Source organism: Pseudomonas sp. 3MA1 (genome assembly GCF_029237275.1).
Taxonomy (GTDB): Bacteria; Pseudomonadota; Gammaproteobacteria; order Pseudomonadales; family Pseudomonadaceae; genus Aquipseudomonas; species Aquipseudomonas fluorescens_AP.
Map to the genome: position 1 here is coordinate 982,172 of NZ_JAACFX010000001.1, position 16,350 is coordinate 998,521.

Genomic DNA, 16,350 nt, shown 5'->3' on the forward strand with positions numbered 1-16,350 from the left:
CTAGCGGGACAAGATGACACGCAAGTGACAGTCGGGTGACCCTGAGCGGGACTGGCGGTCCGACGCGTTGAGCCTGATTGCAGTGATGCTGCCTAAACCGGCGTATCCGATTTATACTCCCGAGCCTAACCTCAGGGCATAGCCCCAAGAGAGAACAACCCAAGGAGTTTCCTGCTATGCGCTGGAGCCGTTATCTAGTTCCGCTATGTATGAGTGCCGGTGTGACGCTGGCTCCCCTGGTCGTCCAGGCGGCTGAAGAAGATCCGTGGGAGAGCATCAACCGTCCCATCTTCACCTTCAACGATACCCTCGACACTTATGCTCTGAAGCCATTGGCCCAAGGCTACCAGGCGGTCACGCCGCAGTTTCTTGAAGACGGCATCCACAACATGTTCCGCAACCTGGGTGACGTCGGCAACCTGGCCAACGACATCCTTCAGGCCAAGCCGCGTGCTGCCGGTGTGGATACGGCGCGTCTGCTGATGAACACAACCTTGGGACTGGCGGGCTTCTTCGACGTCGGCACCAAGATGGGCCTGCAGCGCAACGATGAAGATTTCGGTCAGACTCTCGGTTACTGGGGAGTGGGTAGTGGTCCTTACGTAATGCTGCCGTTGCTGGGTCCTAGCACTTTGCGTGATGCACCAGCCAAGTATGTCGACAGCTACACCGAACCCTATCGCTACATGAACGATATCCCTGCGCGCAACACCACCATTGGCGTGGATATCATCGATACCCGTGCCAGCCTGCTGTCTGCGGACAAACTGATACGCGGTGACAAGTACACCTTCATTCGTAATGCCTACCTGCAGAATCGTGAATTCAAGGTCAAGGACGGTAAGGTCGAAGACGATTTCTGATCGAGCGACTGTCCGGTAGTCACTAAAAAGGCGGCCATTGGGCCGCCTTTTTCATGGGGGAGATTTTTACTTCATTTTAAGGATTGTAAGCCCAAGTTTCTGACCGCCTCCCTCAAGCCCATTGATCCAGACCACTTCAGTCTCTGCTTCCAGCCCTTTCAAGGCTGCGTGGTCGGAGTCGATGCGCACGCTCAGGCGATCACCGACCTGGAACGAGCGGGGCGCCTGAACCTGCATGCCGCTGCTGGAAAGGTCGATACAGACCGCTTCAATCACCTGTCCCTGGTGGATTAGCGTGACCTCGGCATCCACCCGCATCCGGATGTAATCGCGCTTTTCACTGTAGTCACGCTGGTTTTGATTCATGGGTTCCATCCTGCGATTGAGTTGCGGTTTTATCGGTTTTTATAACTCCCGGTGATTTGCGATGTAAAGACGTCAGGCGACCATCGGCATGAGCTTGAAACGCCCCGCGGATGGGAGTACCGTCTGCGCCTTAGAAGGGCACCTCTGATAGGCGGGCGTGCAGGGCTGAAGGTCCTGGCTCCACTTCCAGAGTGGCTAGAAAGCGAATCCAGTAGCGTGCGCCAGGCCCCGGGCCAAGCCAGCTACGCCAACCTAATTCTGGCGCCGTTTGCCCACATGCAAAAAACCAGTGCCACGCTGCTGATAATCGATGACGACGAAGTAGTACGCGCAAGTCTCGCGGCCTATTTGGAAGACAGTGGCTTCAGCGTACTGCAGGCTGCTAACGGCCAGCAGGGTCTTCAGGTATTCCAGCACGACCATCCCGATCTGGTGATCTGCGATCTGCGCATGCCGCAGATGGGCGGTCTCGAGCTGATCCGTCAAGTAACCGAGCAGTCTCCGCAAACCCCGGTGATTGTGGTGTCGGGTGCGGGCGTGATGAACGATGCAGTCGAAGCCCTTCGCCTGGGGGCGGCTGACTACCTGATCAAGCCGCTGGAAGATCTGGCCGTGCTCGAGCACTCTGTGCGCCGAGCCCTTGATCGAGCGCGCCTGCTCCTGGAAAACCAGCGTTATCGGGAAAAGCTCGAAGCCGCTAATCGCGAACTTGAAGCAAGCCTCAATTTGCTTCAGGAAGACCAGAATGCCGGTCGCCAAGTGCAGATGAACATGCTGCCCACCAGTCCCTGGTCGATCGACGAATTCAACTTTGCGCACCAGATCATCCCATCGCTGTACCTGTCGGGAGATTTCGTCGACTACTTCCGTGTCGATGAGCGTCGGGTTGCCTTCTACCTGGCGGACGTTTCTGGCCATGGCGCCTCATCAGCCTTTGTCACCGTGCTGTTGAAGTTCATGACCACTCGGCTGTTGTTCGAATCCAAGCGCAATGGCACCTTGCCGGAATTCAAGCCTTCGGAAGTACTGGGCCATATCAACCGTGGCCTGATCAGCTGTAAGCTGGGCAAACACGTCACGATGGTCGGTGGAGTCATCGACGAGGAGACTGGTTTGTTGACCTATAGCATTGGCGGGCATTTGCCGTTGCCGGTGTTGTACACCCCGGACAGTGTGCGTTACCTGGAAGGGCGTGGTTTGCCGGTGGGCCTGTTCAACGAGGCGACCTATGAGGACCATATTCTGGAATTGCCGCCGGTGTTCAGCCTGACGCTGATGTCCGACGGGATCCTGGACCTTTTGTCCGAGCCTACACTCAAAGAAAAAGAAGCGGCCTTGCCCGAACGGGTGAGAGCAGCGGGCGGCAGCCTGGATGGCCTGCGGCAAGTTTTTGGATTGGCCACGCTAGGGGAGATGCCGGATGATATCGCCCTGTTAGTGTTGAGCAGGAACCTTTAATGAGTACCGGTAGAATCCAGTTCGCCGAGCAGGATGGCACCTTCGTCCTGAAGTTCATCGGTGAAGTGCGCCTGACCTTGTGTTCGGCGCTGGATGCAACTATTGAGCGAATTTTCACTGCGCTGAATTTTTCGGCGATCGTCATCGATCTGACCGAAACCCGTAGCATCGACAGCACCACCCTGGGCCTGTTGGCCAAGTTGTCGATCCTGTCACGGCAAAAAGTCGGTCTGTTGCCCACTGTTGTCACCACCCACGAAGACATCACCCGGCTGTTGCAGTCCATGGGCTTCGATCAGGTGTTCAACATCGTCGATCGTCCGATACCTTGCCCGGAATGCCTGACCGACTTGCCGTCCCAGGATCAATCCGAGGAAGTGGTGCGGATCAAGGTCCTGGAGGCGCACAAGATCCTCATGGGGCTCAATGACTCCAATCGCGAAGCCTTCCATGACCTGGTGAACGCTCTAGAGCGTCACTGATCGACTGAGGCGTTTGCGCATGAAAAAAGGGCGAACCTGTGAGGGTTCGCCCTTTTTGCATTGCCGCGCAGCTATCAGAACTTGGCAGCCAGCAGGGCTTCGAGCTTTTCCTGGTCGCGGGCGAACTGGCGAATACCTTCGGCCAGCTTTTCGGTAGCCATGGCGTCTTCGTTGGAAGCCCAGCGGAACTGCGCTTCGTTCAGGCTCTGGCGGGCCTCACCGGTCTTGCCCGGACTCAGCTTGCGCTCCAGCTTGCCGGTGTCGGCGGCCAGTTTTTCGATCAGATCCGGACTGATGGTCAAGCGATCGCAGCCAGCCAGTTGCTCGATCTGGTTCAGATTGCGGAAGCTGGCGCCCATGACCACGGTCTTGTAGTCATTGGCCTTGTAGTAGTTGTAGATGCGGGTAACCGACTGCACGCCCGGGTCGTCGGCGCCGACGTAATCGTTACCGGTGGCTTTCTTGTACCAGTCGTAGATTCGTCCCACGAATGGCGAAATCAGGAATACACCGGCTTCGGCGCAAGCAACGGCCTGGGCGAAGGAGAACAGCAAGGTCAGGTTGGTCTGGATGCCTTCGCGCTCCAGTTGCTCGGCGGCACGGATGCCTTCCCAGGTGGAGGCAATCTTGATCAGTACCCGGTCGCGACCCACGCCGGCCTTTTCATAGAGCTCGATCAGGCGATGGGCACGCTTGAGCATAGCCTCGGTATCGAACGACAGACGTGCGTCCACTTCGGTGGAAATGCGGCCGGGAATGACCTTGAGGATCTCTTGGCCGACCGCCACGCCAAAGCGATCGCTGGCCAGGCCGACATCGCCTTTGCAATCGCTGACGCAGGCGTTCAGCAGATCGGCATAGCCGGGAATGGCCGCGGCCTTGAGCAGCAGCGAAGGGTTGGTCGTGGCGTCCACCGGCTTGACCCGGGCAATGGCCTCGAAGTCGCCGGTATCGGCCACCACGGTGGTGATTTTCTTCAGTTGTTCCAGCTTGGAAGTCATGAGCGTGCTCTGTCCTATGGGTCTGATGACATTACCCGAGCGCTGGCAGGCGCTCAAGGGCGCGAAAGGCTTACGGCGGCACCGGGGGCGGTGACCTGAAAACAGCTGTCTGAATGCGGGGACAGATTTCAGGTTATTCAGATATCAAAAGCCGCATCAGGTTCAATCCGGTTGACGCTTAGCGTCCTTCAAGCAGTTGCCCAGCCTGATCCAGCAGGCCCAATGGGTCCTGGGTCTTGTGGATATCCACCGACAACAACTGGCGGAACTTGCGTGCTCCGGGGAAGCCGGTCCCCAGTCCCAGTACATGGCGAGTGATGTGATGCATGGCGCCGCCGCTTGCCAGATGCTCGGCGATATAGGGCCGCAATTGCGCCAGCGCCTCGGCACGGGAAATCACCGGCGCGCCACTGCCGAACAACTGCTGGTCCACTTGGGCCAGCAGGTAGGGATTGTGATAGGCCTCACGCCCCAACATCACCCCGTCAAAGGTCTGGAGATGCTCATGGCAGGCCTCCAGCGTCTTGATACCACCGTTGAGGATCACCTCCAGGTGCGGGAAGTCGGCTTTCAATTGCGCGGCCACGTCGTAGCGCAGTGGCGGAATATCCCGATTCTCCTTGGGCGACAGCCCCTCAAGAATCGCAATGCGTGCATGCACGGTAAAACTGGTGCAACCGGCCTCATGGACCTGCCCGACGAAATCACACAGCTCGGCATAACTGTCACGGCCGTTGATGCCGATCCGATGTTTGACCGTCACTGGAATCGACACGGCATCGCGCATGGCCTTCACGCAATCGGCCACCAGTGCCGGGTGCCCCATCAGGCAGGCGCCGATCATATTGTTCTGCACCCGATCGCTAGGGCAGCCGACATTCAAGTTGACCTCGTCATAGCCATGTTCCTGAGCCATTCGTGCACAGGCCGCCAGATCTGCCGGAGTACTGCCGCCCAATTGCAGCGCCAGCGGATGCTCGCTCTGGTGATAGCGCAGAAAACGCTCGTGATCACCATTGAGCAACGCACCGGTAGTGACCATTTCGGTATAGAGCAGGGTGTGTTTGGATAGTAGGCGCAAGAAGTAGCGGCAGTGGCGGTCCGTCCAATCCATCATGGGTGCCACGGAAAATATACGCGACATAACTTGTTGATTCATAAGTGTTTTTTTCTAACGTGATACACCCATTTTACGCGCTTTGGCGCCCTGAGTGCACACGGCGTGCACACGAGGTGACTAATGGGTAGCAGTAATGTCTATAATATGTGCCTATCGAATTGCACACGGGGTGCACACGAGCATGGCTACGTTCACAAAGCTTCCATCTGGCAAGACCAGGGCTCAGGTGAGGGTCGGTGGATTCTACAGATCTCAGACCTTTGACCAGGAGAAAATCGCAAAAAAGTGGGCAAAGGAGATTGAACAGCAGCTCAAGCTGTCTACTGGCGGTGACTACATTGATCCGCCGAAAGATGCGAATTTCGAAGATCTCGTCAGCGTCTACGAAGAGCATGTTGGCGGTGTGAAGGTTTTTGGAAAGAACAAAAAGGCAGTACTGAAGTCGCTGAAAGACAAGCTAGGTCATGTAAAGCTAAGGGCCATGAGCGAGGCTGTGGTTCGAGATTTCGTGGATCGCCGAGTCAAAGAGGGAGCCGGTGGCGTCACTATCGGCATCGATCTCGCTTACATGCGAACTGTCCTCAGTTGGGCCAGGTATGTCAGAAATCTAAATCTCGACCCAGACATTACTTTGGATGTTAAGCGGTCGTTGGCTAGGCGTGGCCTCAAGACTCGTTCAAATGAGCGTACCCGAGTTGCCAGCCCTGGTGAGCTTGCAAAGCTTTGTGAGCATTATCAGAGGATGAAACGAAACACGATCGACATGATTGCGGTCATCGAATTTGCCGTGCTGACTTCGCTCAGGCAGGAAGAGATCTGCATGCTGAGGATTGAGGACATTGATCTAGAGCGTCGAGTTATGCTCGTCAGAGACAGGAAGCATCCGACTGAAAAATTGGGTAACCATGGCGAGGTGCCGGTTCTGGATGACTTCGTTGAGCCAATCACAAAAGCTATGAGTGGTCGCAAAACTGGAAGGCTGTTTCCTTACGCCCCTAGGTCAGTGAGTGCTTCATTCACTCGTGCTTGCCAAGCTCTTGGCATCGATGATTTGAGGTTTCATGATCTCCGCCACACCGCTGCTACTGATCTCTTTTCGCGAGAGCTCGATATTGAAGCAGTGTCCTTGTTCACTGGTCACAAGGACTGGAAGATGCTGCGACGCTACACCCATATCAAGGCCGAATCCGTGCATCTTGTTGAGCGTCGAAAAGCCCTTCGGAGAGCCGGTGAGGATCAGTCACAGAGCAGCCCTGATGTGACTTCTGTCTGACCTCGCTTGAGCAAGTGAATTGAAGTGGCCCTTCACGTCTGCGATTGGGTAGAGGGGCGCATTTCCGAACATAATGTAGTCTGGGCCTTTCGACCTTTTACGCCATGATTCCAGCGTTGACCGCTTTACGCCGGCAAGCGTGGCTAACTGGCCCTCAGTGAAATAACCCAGCGACTCTGCAAGCCTCGCACGCTCCCGCTCTGCAGCAGCATCATCGATAGCTAGCTCAAACCTTTCTACCTTCACGCACGCATTCATCTCTCTTTCCAGTGCTCACAACGGGCGACACCACGCAGCCCCTGCCAATTAATATGTTGCCAAATCGAATTGCTGGCAAGACCGTTCGTCGGAAATGTTAAGATACACCATTGACAAATTGGCAATGTACTGAAAACACACTTGGTGTACTATTTCAGCCCCGCGTGGCTAAAAAGCGTGAAATACCCAGCAAAACCGGGGCATTGCCCTTGTCTGGAGGCGAGATTATGATTAAATAAATGCCATAATATGTCAATCGGGGGCGGAAATGGAAACCATCAAAAATTGGTGTCGGCGTTTCTTTGTGCTTGTGATGATCCTGTACATCTGCTCTATCTGGCTCTAGCCGCCCCATGACCCAACCCCGTTCGGAGCTGCCTGGCGGGGTTTTTGGGAACAAAGGGGAATTGCTTTCTGGCTATGCTGGTGGTTGCATATCGCCATGATCAGCACGGAGGCGATGATGAGGCAATTTGAGCGAGATGATGTGCTGCTTGCTGCAGCAGGCGACCCTAACGCTCAGATGCGTGTGGAAAGGCGCAGGGAAATTCTGAAATTTACTGCTGAGCAGCGCAAATATGCTCTGGAGTGGGCTACGCCTGACTGGGTCGACAATAAGGCAATCAAGGCTATCTACGCTGAATGCAAGCAGCGCACGTTAGAGACGGGCATCAAGCACGAAGCTGATCACATCATCCCGATCCAAGGGAAGAGGGTCTGCGGGCTGCATGTACCTTGGAATCTGCGAGTGATCACAAAGGCTGCCAATGCAAGGAAGCACTGCAGATTCGGTGACGATGACGTTGTTGGCTTTCTCTCGGAGCGCGGATACGAAATCGTCTATGGCATCAACAGGCTCAAGCGCGCAATCAGGGTCGGAAAAAGTGAATGGCTGTCGTTGATCGGGCCTGGCCTGCACGAGTCGCTGAGCATCGCTTACCTGCATGGAGAGTTTGTGATCACTCCTGGCCCTGAACTGATAGAGGGAAAGCCCATGCCGAAAGTGGCAATAGCTTGGGTCAAAATACCTGCCGCTAATCCATTTCCTGATGCTTGAACTCTAGCTATTTGGCTTTCTTTGCTTCCACTTCTTTAAGGCGCTTGATCTCCCGAGGTAGCGTCAGTTGGTCGTATACGTCGCGGACGGCTGCCAGCTCCGCCTTTGCACTCAAAAGGTGATACCGGGGGGAGTTGTGGTGCTCAAGCGGCAGATCGGGCTCGCCGAGTTCAATGTAGCGTTTGCGATCGGCCTTGAGGAATTTAAGATGGGCTTCCAGGCGGTTCACCTCCGCTCTGGCTTCGATTTGGTCGACCCCGCCTAGTTCCTTTACGAGCCTTTTGAACTGAGCAAGGGCGTCTCGGTAGATCTTTGCTGCTCGATCGTGAATCTCTACGCCCTGGAGCTTGGATTCGAGATCAGTTATGGAATTGTCCAAGTCCTGCTTGCGCTTGCTGTAGTCAGCCTCAACCTTGGCCACTGTGCGAGCTGGGCGCCCCATGGTTCGCGGTGACTCTTCGTTGATCATTGCTTTCGCTAAAGCCAGGCGCCCGATGCCGTAATTTTCGGCCAATCCTCTGTCCAAATTTTCAATCGGCGACTTTGGAGGTCTTCCGATTCTGGGCGCCGCTTCTATTCGGGCTGATATGTCCTCTGGCCTCGAAACCTCCTCACCCTGGTCGACCTCAAGGGCATTTAGCTCGGCGAGCAAATTGGTGAATTCGGCAACAAGCTCGACATACGTTTGCTCATCCGACTTTGCGATCTTGCCCACCCTTAGCTGGACTTCAGGCGTCTGCTGAAACGCGAACACGTCCTGTACTTCTGGCAACTGCGCGAGCTGCTTCGAGAGTGCTGCTTTGGTCTCACCACCCCTTGAGATGAGCATCCCCAGGCTAAGGCGCTGGGACAGCGCGTTTGCGCGCAAAATCGCTGTATGGGGATCATCCACAGCCAGGGGCTCAGCGAGTTTGTACCCGCACTCGTCGAGATTAGCTTTAAGTCGTGCGAGCTGATTTCGCTTTAGCTCGATTTCGGATGGCTTTGCCATGGTACGGCACCTAGTGCAAATATCGGGGATAATATGCCATGACGCCGTCAGAGGCTATTCCGGGCGCTCCGATTCGGGAAGGACGAGGTCGAGATTGCGCTTGTAGCGCCTGAGATCAGTCAGGGCCTTCTCGGGGGATGCTTCCCATACCTGACGATCTTCATTGCGCTGGAGATGGCCTACCCAGCAGTCGGGGTCTTCCTCCGTGTGCACGAAGTCGATGTCACCGAGCAAGGTGCTGTATCGATAGCTGCGGCCCGTAGTGACGAAGGTCAGGCAGAAAGGCAATTGGCTGATCCAACCATGCTCGCTCAGGATGGACTCACAGCTCAAATAAAAGCTGTCTGCCGGCCTTAGAAAATTGGTTAAGCGAAACAGTGCCGAAGATGGCGCTTTGAGAAACGGGTTGGAGTAGAGCTTTGGCCCCAGGCGCTCGATCAGCCCAGCGTTGACATGTCGAGTGAGAGCAACCCGCAGGTATAGCTTGTCAGGGTAACCCGCACATGCGCTGAGGGTTGACTCGGGGATGCACCAGACCCCGGCTGCAGCCAGCGTTTTGCAGGATTCCAGCAGCAGCTTTCGATTCATCATCAGCCCTCATTTAACTCAACAAAAAACTATCATTTTTGATAATAAATTGTCAGGTGGGTGAGCGGCTCACTGAGACCCAGATCCAGGTACCACACGCTGGAACGAGCGGCGATAGTACTGCTGGCATTCCTTTAGTGAGTAACGAATGTCGCGATTATGACCACGGAAGTAGCCCAAATTCGAATTCCTGGTGCGCCAGGTCTTCAGCGTGTTCAGGCTCACACCCAAGACCTCTGCAGCTTCGCTGGCAGTGATCAAGTCATTCGGAATCCGCTCGTACATGCCCATCGTTTCGCTCTCTTTTCTGTTGTGTCGTCAACCGACCAGCACAAGGCTAAGAGCAATCAATATCCCTGTAAACCGTCGGGAAATAATCAACTAAGTGTACTAATACCTAGTGTCAGACAACCACTCCCAGCAAGCCCAGCAATTCCGGGAGTTGTCTGACACTGCCCCAACTTTCTCTCATTACTTTCTCTGACGAATGGCAACGAAATTGACAAATTGGCAACATAAAAAAGCCCCGAACAGGAAAGAGAGGGGAACCTGGTCAGGGCTTGGGTGCAGCACACAACAAAGAAGCAGACAGGAAGAGAAAGAAGCTGCCTACACCTCTATATTACCACTGCCATTAAGCTGTATGTGGGGATAAATCAAAAGCAGTTGGGTTTTTGAGTGCAAAGATTGGTGGGTTTGCGCGCAAAGAAAAAATCTTACGCCCCGGCTAAGAGGTCTAGTCCACGTCTGTCTATGACAACATGATGAAGTGCAACATTCTTCTCAGTGTTATAGATAGAAACGTCGAGGCCCCTCGGGTCTTCTTCATTTCGGGACTCTACTTCAAAACGATACACTGTCTCGTTGTGAGGGTTGCCCTTTTTGTCGATGGTGAATAAGTACTCAAAGGCATGGCGCAGCAATTGTCGAGCGCTGTGCTCATCCTGACTGAAGAAAGACTTATAGATAAGTCCTGCAGTTGTCACAGGCAGTTTGCCAATGCGTAGCTGTTCGATTTCTTTGTCAGTGACTGAGTGGGTGTCAAACATTTTGGTACTCCGGTTTTTTTGTTCTTTTACCGTTATTATCTCAGTGAGTATTTCTCAGTGCAATAGTTGTTCGGCTGTATACCTGAAAGCAGTTGGGTGTCAAATCGTGAGGGCGTAAAAAAGCCCCTGGGTAGGGGCTCATTTCAAATTTGGTCAGCGCCGCTTTCTATCTCGCGCTGTTTTTTTCTCGCAAGATAACGCTTATGCATGATGGTCTCGCCTTGTTTTTCGAGCCATTCGACAAAAGCAGAGAGTTGATCCAGGGCGTGGAGGAATTTTTCAGTATCAATATGGATGTTAGGCCTCATCAGCCAGTTACGCCCTTGCTCCCCGAGCTCCTCCGACAACTCCTTATCGCGATCGCTGATGAAAAACGGGCTTGGCATCTTGGCCAGGTCTTCGTCAGTGTATCGATAGGTATCAAAAATTAATGAGTCGGGGTGCTGGATGCTATTTCTCGCGAGCACCAGCTCAACGATGAGGTCGAAATTGAATGGCCCTGTGCTGAAGCTATCTGAGCCATGAGCCTCGTAAAAGGCGCGGTACCCGTTGGGCCAGCCCTTGTTCTTGAATGTCGACTTCAGAGATGGCCCAGGTGGCGTTCCCAGAAGACGGTGCCATTCGGTCAGATAGAGATGCAGGGCTGCCGACAGCATTGACAGGCACGAGCTACCCAAAACTTGTATGGAGGCATCTGCTTCAATCCATTCACTAATAAACGGCGGCTCCCCATCTTCGCTGTACGGTGGGATGAACGGGTCTTCTTCGTTCTCGATCTTCCGCTTGCGCTCATCGAATGGCGCAGATCCACTCAGGTACAGCTGCTTAATAAAGGCCAGGCGTTGCTCGAAGAAGAAGCGAATATCCATTTCCTAGGTCTCGTAAGGTGGGGGCCAGCCCATGATGGCACCGCAGGCTGGCCGACCATATCACGACAGGGGTTGAGTGAAGAACGTCCCGATTTCGTTTTGATCAGGGAATCCCCCAGTCCCTGCCTTGAGCTTGATCCGGGCGTGGACGATAACGCCTTTTGCTTTCAAAGCATCGTCGAAGCTGGCTGTTGGAAGACTGGCGGCGGTCTTGAATTTTTCGAGCATCTCATTGGAGATTTTGGTTGCTATGGGGTGGTTGCCATTGCCGTAGAAGCGGTGCCAGACGTGACGGCCTGCGTGCTCGCCGCTGACGATTTCGAATTCGGCCAAGGCTGTTTCGCCGCCTGCTTTGGTCTTGCCTGGTTTGAAGTCCTTGAGCTTAATCATGGCTTCGTGAGTAGGCATTGGCTGTTTGCTTTGAGCCTTGCGGTTCACGACCGTCCTGTCGACTCCACGGGCTTTGCGGCGGAGCCAGTTCAGGTGCGATTTGACCCATGAGCGGCATGCTCGGAGGGCGGCGGCGTTTTGGCTCTCTCCTGGGCGTGGCTTGTGTCGAGCGTAAGATTGGTCTCGGAAGTATTCGCTCCCAGGGTTCTGCTCCTGGTCGACCTCAAGGATTTTATGGACGATTTGCTCTTCGTTTGCCGAACCGAACATGCCACCGAGTATGCGGTTCAGCTCGAAGCTGCGGCCTGCTGCGCCTACGGCTGTGCCTGGCTTGCGGGGCTTGCCTGGAGTTGACGATTCGAGGTCGAGGCCGTACGAGCTCTGAGCTAGCTTGAGATCCAGTGCGCACAAGGGCTTGCCGGGGTTATAGAAGCTGATGGCTCCGTTACGACGCTCTGGGTGTGACATGAATGTGTAATAGCAACGCGACACTTCTTGCCAGCATCGATCCAGGACTTTAATCAAACGGCCATCAAAAAATCCGTCAAGGCATTCGATAACCGCAGCTGCTACTGCTGGCAAAGACTCCGGTTGAATTGGGGTATCCAATGGCATTACGACCCTAAAACGCGGGTATCCGGCAGTGTTGCTGTGGGATGTATATATGCAGTGCTCAAAGTTCATGTCGAGCAAGGCATCTTCCATCTCTTCCAGGGTGATAATGTCGTCATGGAGCTTTTGATCGACATCAAGCACGATCATCGATAGCTCCATCGCGTGTTCGATCAATCGTTCGGGGTGTCTGAAGATCGCAGGAGTAAATGTATGTCCTCTTTTCTCTTCTACTACGTTCTCGTCACGTAGGACATTTTCGAAAAATTCTTTGAAGCTGGCTGTTTGGCAATTTTTTACCTGGCGGGTTGCTGCTGAATATTGAATGCCGAATTTCATTGTGATGCTCTCTCTTCTTATTGTCGTGCTCTCATGCACATTTACAGTGTTGAATATGAGCAAAAGCCTGCGCAACACCTTTTTCGCTTGTCAATTTTGGAAGTCGAGGTATATGAAAGGGAAATCTACTTCCGTTTTTCTTAACCAAAAAAACTCCTCACCTGCAACGGGTCTCTCCTTTTATAAAAGAAAAGGGGTGGTTGAGGGTGCAGATGCTTTGTGATGAGGTTATACAAACCCGAGCCAGGAGTCAGGTCAAGTCACCTGGTTAAGAAAAACTGAAATCACAACGCTGCGTTACGTCCTGCTCTCGAACCGCATCTCTGCGCAACCGAAATCAACCGGGCGTTACCTCAATAGCTCCCAATCAACCCAGCGTTACTTGCATACCTCAATATGCCAAAGTGTCAACCCCAAAAGGTATTGCGCTGCGTTTTGCTCATGCTCAACAATATAAATGTGCAGCGAGCACACAATACAAAAAGAGAAGAGAATCATGTCGTACGAATCGATTATCCTTGGCGCCCAATCAAATAAATACCTCATCGGTCATTCGGAAGTGATTGATGGCTTCAGGTCTGTGCCTGCCATTGACTGCCTGAAAACGGCGCATTACTTTAAATCCGAATACCCGCGAGCCAAGAGATACATTAATGTTCAGCCAAACTGCTTGAAGGCCGTTAAAGCTGCCATGAGCACAGCGTCTGGCCTGTACGACTCTGAAAGGCAGGCGGTGATTGCTGAGAGCGTTTACGACATCGACAAGGCCTCTCTTGTTCGTCTTGTAATGAATGGCTCTGGCGACATCGAGGCCAAGATTGCTTTTTCCACAAAAGTCTTGGGGGCTGAAGTTTTCGCTGGAATGGACTTTGATGAAGCTCTCGATACTATCGACACCGATGATTTGCTCACAGAAATGCAGGCACGCGACCTTCTTGAGTCGGCTGTCAAATTCAATTCGGATAAATTTGATCAGAGCACAGGCTCTTTTGACCATCTACTGACGTACAAAACGCTCAGCGCCAAAGAGATCAGAGATAAGATTTTCCGCGTGCCACGCAGGGCTCTGCTGCAATGCCACACTGGCTTCGGCAAAACCTCTATCGTCCTGAAACATCACATCGAAGAGTTCCTGGCTCAAGGCAAGCGTGTGCTCTTCATCTCTCCCCTGCGCTCGATCGTCAAAGCTTTCGACGTTCCCGGACTGGTCGACTACCAAGATGTAGAGCCAGGTCAAATGAACGACGCGCTCGGCCTTAAAGTAGTCGTCAACTCCCTCATCGCTGAGAGATTCGCTGGCTTCATCGCGCAGGCAGACCTAGTTGTGATCGACGAGGCCAGCCAAGTGATCGAGCACGTCATGGACGGCACCGTCCGCGATCGTGATCAAGTTTGGGCAGCTCTCCAGGCCGTAGTGAAGAACGCTCCAAACGTCGTGTTTGCTGACGCAGACATCAACAAATCCTGCTTCGACCTGATCAGCAAAGGAAAGGGCCCTGTTGTGGTCTTCAAAGCAGATGCCGTTCACAGCGACATCGAGATCCAACTCAGCTCGATCAATCAGGTGCGCAAGCAAGCGATGGATAGTGCACTGGTCGAGAACACCCTCATCGCCTGTGATAACAAGAGGGACGCCGCTGCCATGGGCCTGGAGCTGGAGCGTGCTGGCCGCAAGGTCATGCTGATCACTTCGACAACTGGCGGTTACGCTGACCAGCAGCTGTTCCTGAAGAACCCCAACTGCACTGACTACGACGTCCTGATCTACTCGCCGGCAATGAAGTCCGCGATCAGCATCACTTCGGGTCATTTCACCAAACACTTCGGTTTGTTTGAAGGGTCAGTAAGCCCTAAAGGCGCGATCCAGATGCTCCGTCGCGACCGTCTGGCCACGGCCTTCGTGGTGGGCGTCAGAAACCCTCAGAACCGCACCTCCGAGCTTGTGCAAGTAGAGTTCGAGAATGGGCCAAAGACAGCCTTTGAAGAGCTCCGCCATCATCACAGAAAGTCAGCGGCTTGGTTGAAAGACAACATCCAGCTCACCCTTGCCATTGAGCTGCGCCGCCAAGGCTTCAGTGTCTCGAAGCAGATCGACAATGATGATCAAGCGAAGGAAGGTCTCAAAGAGCACAGCAAAGTCCGTCGCGCCCTGAAAATCGACGTCGCAAAGGCAGTCCTGGACGCGATCCCAATGACTAACATCAAAGCTGCTGAAGCCTTGGTCAGGGATGGCGCATCCAGCCACAAGGAGTACTTCAGCGCGATCAGAGCCGAGGCTGAACTGCACTTGCGGAAAACCGACCTGTCCTTCGCTGATGCCGAATTCTGGAAGGAAGGCGAAGGCAAAGCGAAGCTCCGCAAGTTCGAAGACCTTCATAAGCCTTCAGTGTCGAGGCTCCATCGCGTCCTGGTGCGTGTATTCAAGGGCATGACTGAAACCAAATCATGGACTCCTGCTGACTCTGTCGAAGCTTACGACGATCTAAACGAGTGCCGCGCTGAAGTGCTCCTTGCGGGTTTCAACATGCCCAGGCAGTCCAAGTTAATTTCTGATCGTTCGAAGCAAGGAGCGATCACCGACATCCTCAAAGCCCATGGTTTGAAAACAAAGCGGAAAGATGGCGGTGAGTCGGGTTATTACTACATCATCGATTCGAAGTCGCTTGAGCAAATGAAAGAATACACAGGGCTTTAAGGGATTGCCTGGGGGCAAGGATGCCCCTTATTCACCGCAAGTTGTCCGACGCAAGAAAGAATTAAGATAATTGAATAAATCGCGCAATTAGGTGTTGCGCCAGGTTTTGCTCATTAACGATAATAAGATCATAAGCAACACAATATAATAATAAGAGAGTGCGACATGAATGCCGATCCACACCTGATTACTCAGATTCTTAAGACGCCTGAGAATGAGGCTCTGCTTCTTAAGCCCTACGGTTATCGCGAAATTTCCAGGGCACTATTGCAGCTTTGCGCCGAAGCTGTACATGAGATTGAACTTGCCTTTCCATGGAATGATTACAACAGACAAGCATACGCTCGCCACTTCTTGGATGGTGAAGAAATCATAAAGACCCCAGATCTTCCAAAGTATCCGCGCCCTTACCGGAGTTGGGCAGAGTTCAGTGCTTCTGAGTTTGGCGGCATGCAGGGTTTTGCATATGAACCCAAGGGTCTTGAGGTCTACTACTACGTTAAGCACAAGCACGTTCCGGATTGGGTCGATCCGCTCAACAATAGAGTCTGGTATCAGGGCAAGGGCGTCATCGCCAATCTTGAGTCAGCCAGAAGCTACATTGCGTCCGCAAAGCAAAACTGCATACATCACGTATTTATCCTGACCGTTCCTAACATCCAGTGCCCATGGATGATTCGCAAGCCTCGTAAAGATGGCTCGGTAATGACTCTTGAGGACTGGTGCGTTAAGGAAGGCTTTGACTATTGCTACAAAGGTCAGGAAGGTGCCTGGATAAAAAGTGAAAGACGTCAATGGCTCGTAGAGAATACGGGCGTGAACCTTCCTCAACTTGGGGAGCATAAGGACGTTAGGCATATCGACCAGCTTCTCATTAATCCGGCCCTGTTTGCGCACAAACAACAATCAGCAAGTGTTACAATGACTGTACAATAAAAA

Annotated in this window: 15 protein-coding genes; 7 read left to right on the plus strand and 8 right to left on the minus strand. The window is 53.4% G+C overall.

From position 1 onward, the window contains the following. Nucleotides 1–176: 176 nt before the first annotated feature. Nucleotides 177–863 carry a VacJ family lipoprotein gene (locus GWQ44_RS04635; RefSeq protein WP_016968045.1) on the plus strand — a complete coding sequence of 229 codons (687 nt, stop codon included), beginning with the start codon at nt 177–179 and terminating at the stop codon, nt 861–863. A 66-nt stretch (nt 864–929) separates the two neighbouring features. Here GWQ44_RS04635 and GWQ44_RS04640 read toward each other — a convergent pair whose 3' ends face one another. Then, complete coding sequence (locus GWQ44_RS04640) at nt 930–1,229, minus strand: PilZ domain-containing protein (protein ID WP_016968047.1); 300 nt, start codon at nt 1,227–1,229, stop codon at nt 930–932. A 276-nt stretch (nt 1,230–1,505) separates the two neighbouring features. Between GWQ44_RS04640 and rssB the strand changes: the two genes are divergently transcribed. Both rssB and rssC read left to right on the plus strand, forming a co-directional pair. After that, nucleotides 1,506–2,687, plus strand: a complete 1,182-nt coding sequence (gene rssB, locus GWQ44_RS04645) for a two-component system response regulator RssB (protein WP_042942123.1) — start codon at nt 1,506–1,508, stop codon at nt 2,685–2,687. Then, nucleotides 2,687–3,169 (plus strand): anti-sigma factor antagonist RssC, encoded by a 483-nt coding sequence (gene rssC, locus GWQ44_RS04650; RefSeq protein WP_016968051.1) that lies wholly within the window; start codon nt 2,687–2,689, stop codon nt 3,167–3,169. Before rssB ends, rssC begins: the two co-directional genes overlap by 1 nt. Before the next feature lie 74 nt (nt 3,170–3,243). On the opposite strand, the gene tal is transcribed toward rssC, so the two are convergent. Continuing rightward, nucleotides 3,244–4,170, minus strand: coding sequence for a transaldolase (tal, locus tag GWQ44_RS04655; RefSeq protein WP_016968053.1), 927 nt, complete (start codon nt 4,168–4,170; stop codon nt 3,244–3,246). Nucleotides 4,171–4,348: 178 nt separating this feature from the next. Beyond that, nucleotides 4,349–5,329: a tRNA dihydrouridine(20/20a) synthase DusA gene (dusA, locus tag GWQ44_RS04660; RefSeq protein ID WP_275926720.1), complete on the minus strand. Its 981-nt coding sequence runs from the start codon at nt 5,327–5,329 to the stop codon at nt 4,349–4,351. Nucleotides 5,330–5,471: 142 nt separating this feature from the next. On the opposite strand from dusA, the gene GWQ44_RS04665 reads away from it, so the two are divergent. Together GWQ44_RS04665 and GWQ44_RS04670 are read left to right on the plus strand one after the other, a co-directional pair. Further along, complete coding sequence (locus GWQ44_RS04665; RefSeq protein ID WP_275926721.1) at nt 5,472–6,563, plus strand: site-specific integrase; 1,092 nt, start codon at nt 5,472–5,474, stop codon at nt 6,561–6,563. A gap of 700 nt (nt 6,564–7,263) precedes the next feature. Further along, a complete protein-coding gene (locus tag GWQ44_RS04670) occupies nt 7,264–7,878 on the plus strand; it encodes a hypothetical protein (protein WP_275926722.1) in 615 nt (204 codons plus the stop codon). 7 nt (nt 7,879–7,885) lie between these two features. Here the strand turns inward: GWQ44_RS04670 and GWQ44_RS04675 are convergent, their stop codons facing one another. The 5 genes from GWQ44_RS04675 to GWQ44_RS04695 all read right to left on the minus strand — a co-directional run bounded on the left by GWQ44_RS04675 (nt 7,886) and on the right by GWQ44_RS04695 (nt 12,716). Next, on the minus strand, nt 7,886–8,869 hold the full coding sequence (locus tag GWQ44_RS04675; RefSeq protein ID WP_275926723.1) for a hypothetical protein: 984 nt from the start codon (nt 8,867–8,869) through the stop codon (nt 7,886–7,888). Between the two features lie 54 nt (nt 8,870–8,923). Continuing rightward, nucleotides 8,924–9,457: a hypothetical protein gene (locus tag GWQ44_RS04680; RefSeq protein WP_275926724.1), complete on the minus strand. Its 534-nt coding sequence runs from the start codon at nt 9,455–9,457 to the stop codon at nt 8,924–8,926. A gap of 716 nt (nt 9,458–10,173) precedes the next feature. After that, complete coding sequence (locus tag GWQ44_RS04685; RefSeq protein ID WP_275926725.1) at nt 10,174–10,506, minus strand: hypothetical protein; 333 nt, start codon at nt 10,504–10,506, stop codon at nt 10,174–10,176. A gap of 143 nt (nt 10,507–10,649) precedes the next feature. Continuing rightward, entirely contained in the window at nt 10,650–11,375 is a 726-nt protein-coding gene (locus tag GWQ44_RS04690) for a hypothetical protein (protein WP_275926726.1), read from the minus strand. Nucleotides 11,376–11,435: 60 nt separating this feature from the next. Beyond that, complete coding sequence (locus GWQ44_RS04695; protein WP_275926727.1) at nt 11,436–12,716, minus strand: hypothetical protein; 1,281 nt, start codon at nt 12,714–12,716, stop codon at nt 11,436–11,438. Nucleotides 12,717–13,212: 496 nt separating this feature from the next. On the opposite strand from GWQ44_RS04695, the gene GWQ44_RS04700 reads away from it, so the two are divergent. Together GWQ44_RS04700 and GWQ44_RS04705 are read left to right on the plus strand one after the other, a co-directional pair. Then, nucleotides 13,213–15,411 (plus strand): hypothetical protein, encoded by a 2,199-nt coding sequence (locus GWQ44_RS04700; RefSeq protein ID WP_275926728.1) that lies wholly within the window; start codon nt 13,213–13,215, stop codon nt 15,409–15,411. Nucleotides 15,412–15,576: 165 nt separating this feature from the next. Next, nucleotides 15,577–16,347 (plus strand): hypothetical protein, encoded by a 771-nt coding sequence (locus tag GWQ44_RS04705; RefSeq protein ID WP_275926729.1) that lies wholly within the window; start codon nt 15,577–15,579, stop codon nt 16,345–16,347. Nucleotides 16,348–16,350 lie beyond the last annotated feature (3 nt).

Excerpts from the sequence above, each read along its gene's own strand:
- rssC (WP_016968051.1), top strand. The coding sequence starts at position 2,687 with ATGAGTACCGGTAGAATCCAGTTCGCCGAGCAGGATGGCACCTTCGTC.
- GWQ44_RS04635 (WP_016968045.1), top strand. The coding sequence starts at position 177 with ATGCGCTGGAGCCGTTATCTAGTTCCGCTATGTATGAGTGCCGGTGTG.
- GWQ44_RS04640 (WP_016968047.1), bottom strand. The coding sequence starts at position 1,229 with ATGAATCAAAACCAGCGTGACTACAGTGAAAAGCGCGATTACATCCGG.
- tal (WP_016968053.1), bottom strand. The coding sequence starts at position 4,170 with ATGACTTCCAAGCTGGAACAACTGAAGAAAATCACCACCGTGGTGGCC.
- dusA (WP_275926720.1), bottom strand. The coding sequence starts at position 5,329 with ATGAATCAACAAGTTATGTCGCGTATATTTTCCGTGGCACCCATGATG.
- GWQ44_RS04680 (WP_275926724.1), bottom strand. The coding sequence starts at position 9,457 with ATGAATCGAAAGCTGCTGCTGGAATCCTGCAAAACGCTGGCTGCAGCC.
- rssB (WP_042942123.1), top strand. The coding sequence starts at position 1,506 with ATGCAAAAAACCAGTGCCACGCTGCTGATAATCGATGACGACGAAGTA.
- GWQ44_RS04690 (WP_275926726.1), bottom strand. The coding sequence starts at position 11,375 with ATGGATATTCGCTTCTTCTTCGAGCAACGCCTGGCCTTTATTAAGCAG.
- GWQ44_RS04685 (WP_275926725.1), bottom strand. The coding sequence starts at position 10,506 with ATGTTTGACACCCACTCAGTCACTGACAAAGAAATCGAACAGCTACGC.
- GWQ44_RS04675 (WP_275926723.1), bottom strand. The coding sequence starts at position 8,869 with ATGGCAAAGCCATCCGAAATCGAGCTAAAGCGAAATCAGCTCGCACGA.
- GWQ44_RS04705 (WP_275926729.1), top strand. The coding sequence starts at position 15,577 with ATGAATGCCGATCCACACCTGATTACTCAGATTCTTAAGACGCCTGAG.
- GWQ44_RS04695 (WP_275926727.1), bottom strand. The coding sequence starts at position 12,716 with ATGAAATTCGGCATTCAATATTCAGCAGCAACCCGCCAGGTAAAAAAT.
- GWQ44_RS04700 (WP_275926728.1), top strand. The coding sequence starts at position 13,213 with ATGTCGTACGAATCGATTATCCTTGGCGCCCAATCAAATAAATACCTC.
- GWQ44_RS04670 (WP_275926722.1), top strand. The coding sequence starts at position 7,264 with ATGATCAGCACGGAGGCGATGATGAGGCAATTTGAGCGAGATGATGTG.
- GWQ44_RS04665 (WP_275926721.1), top strand. The coding sequence starts at position 5,472 with ATGGCTACGTTCACAAAGCTTCCATCTGGCAAGACCAGGGCTCAGGTG.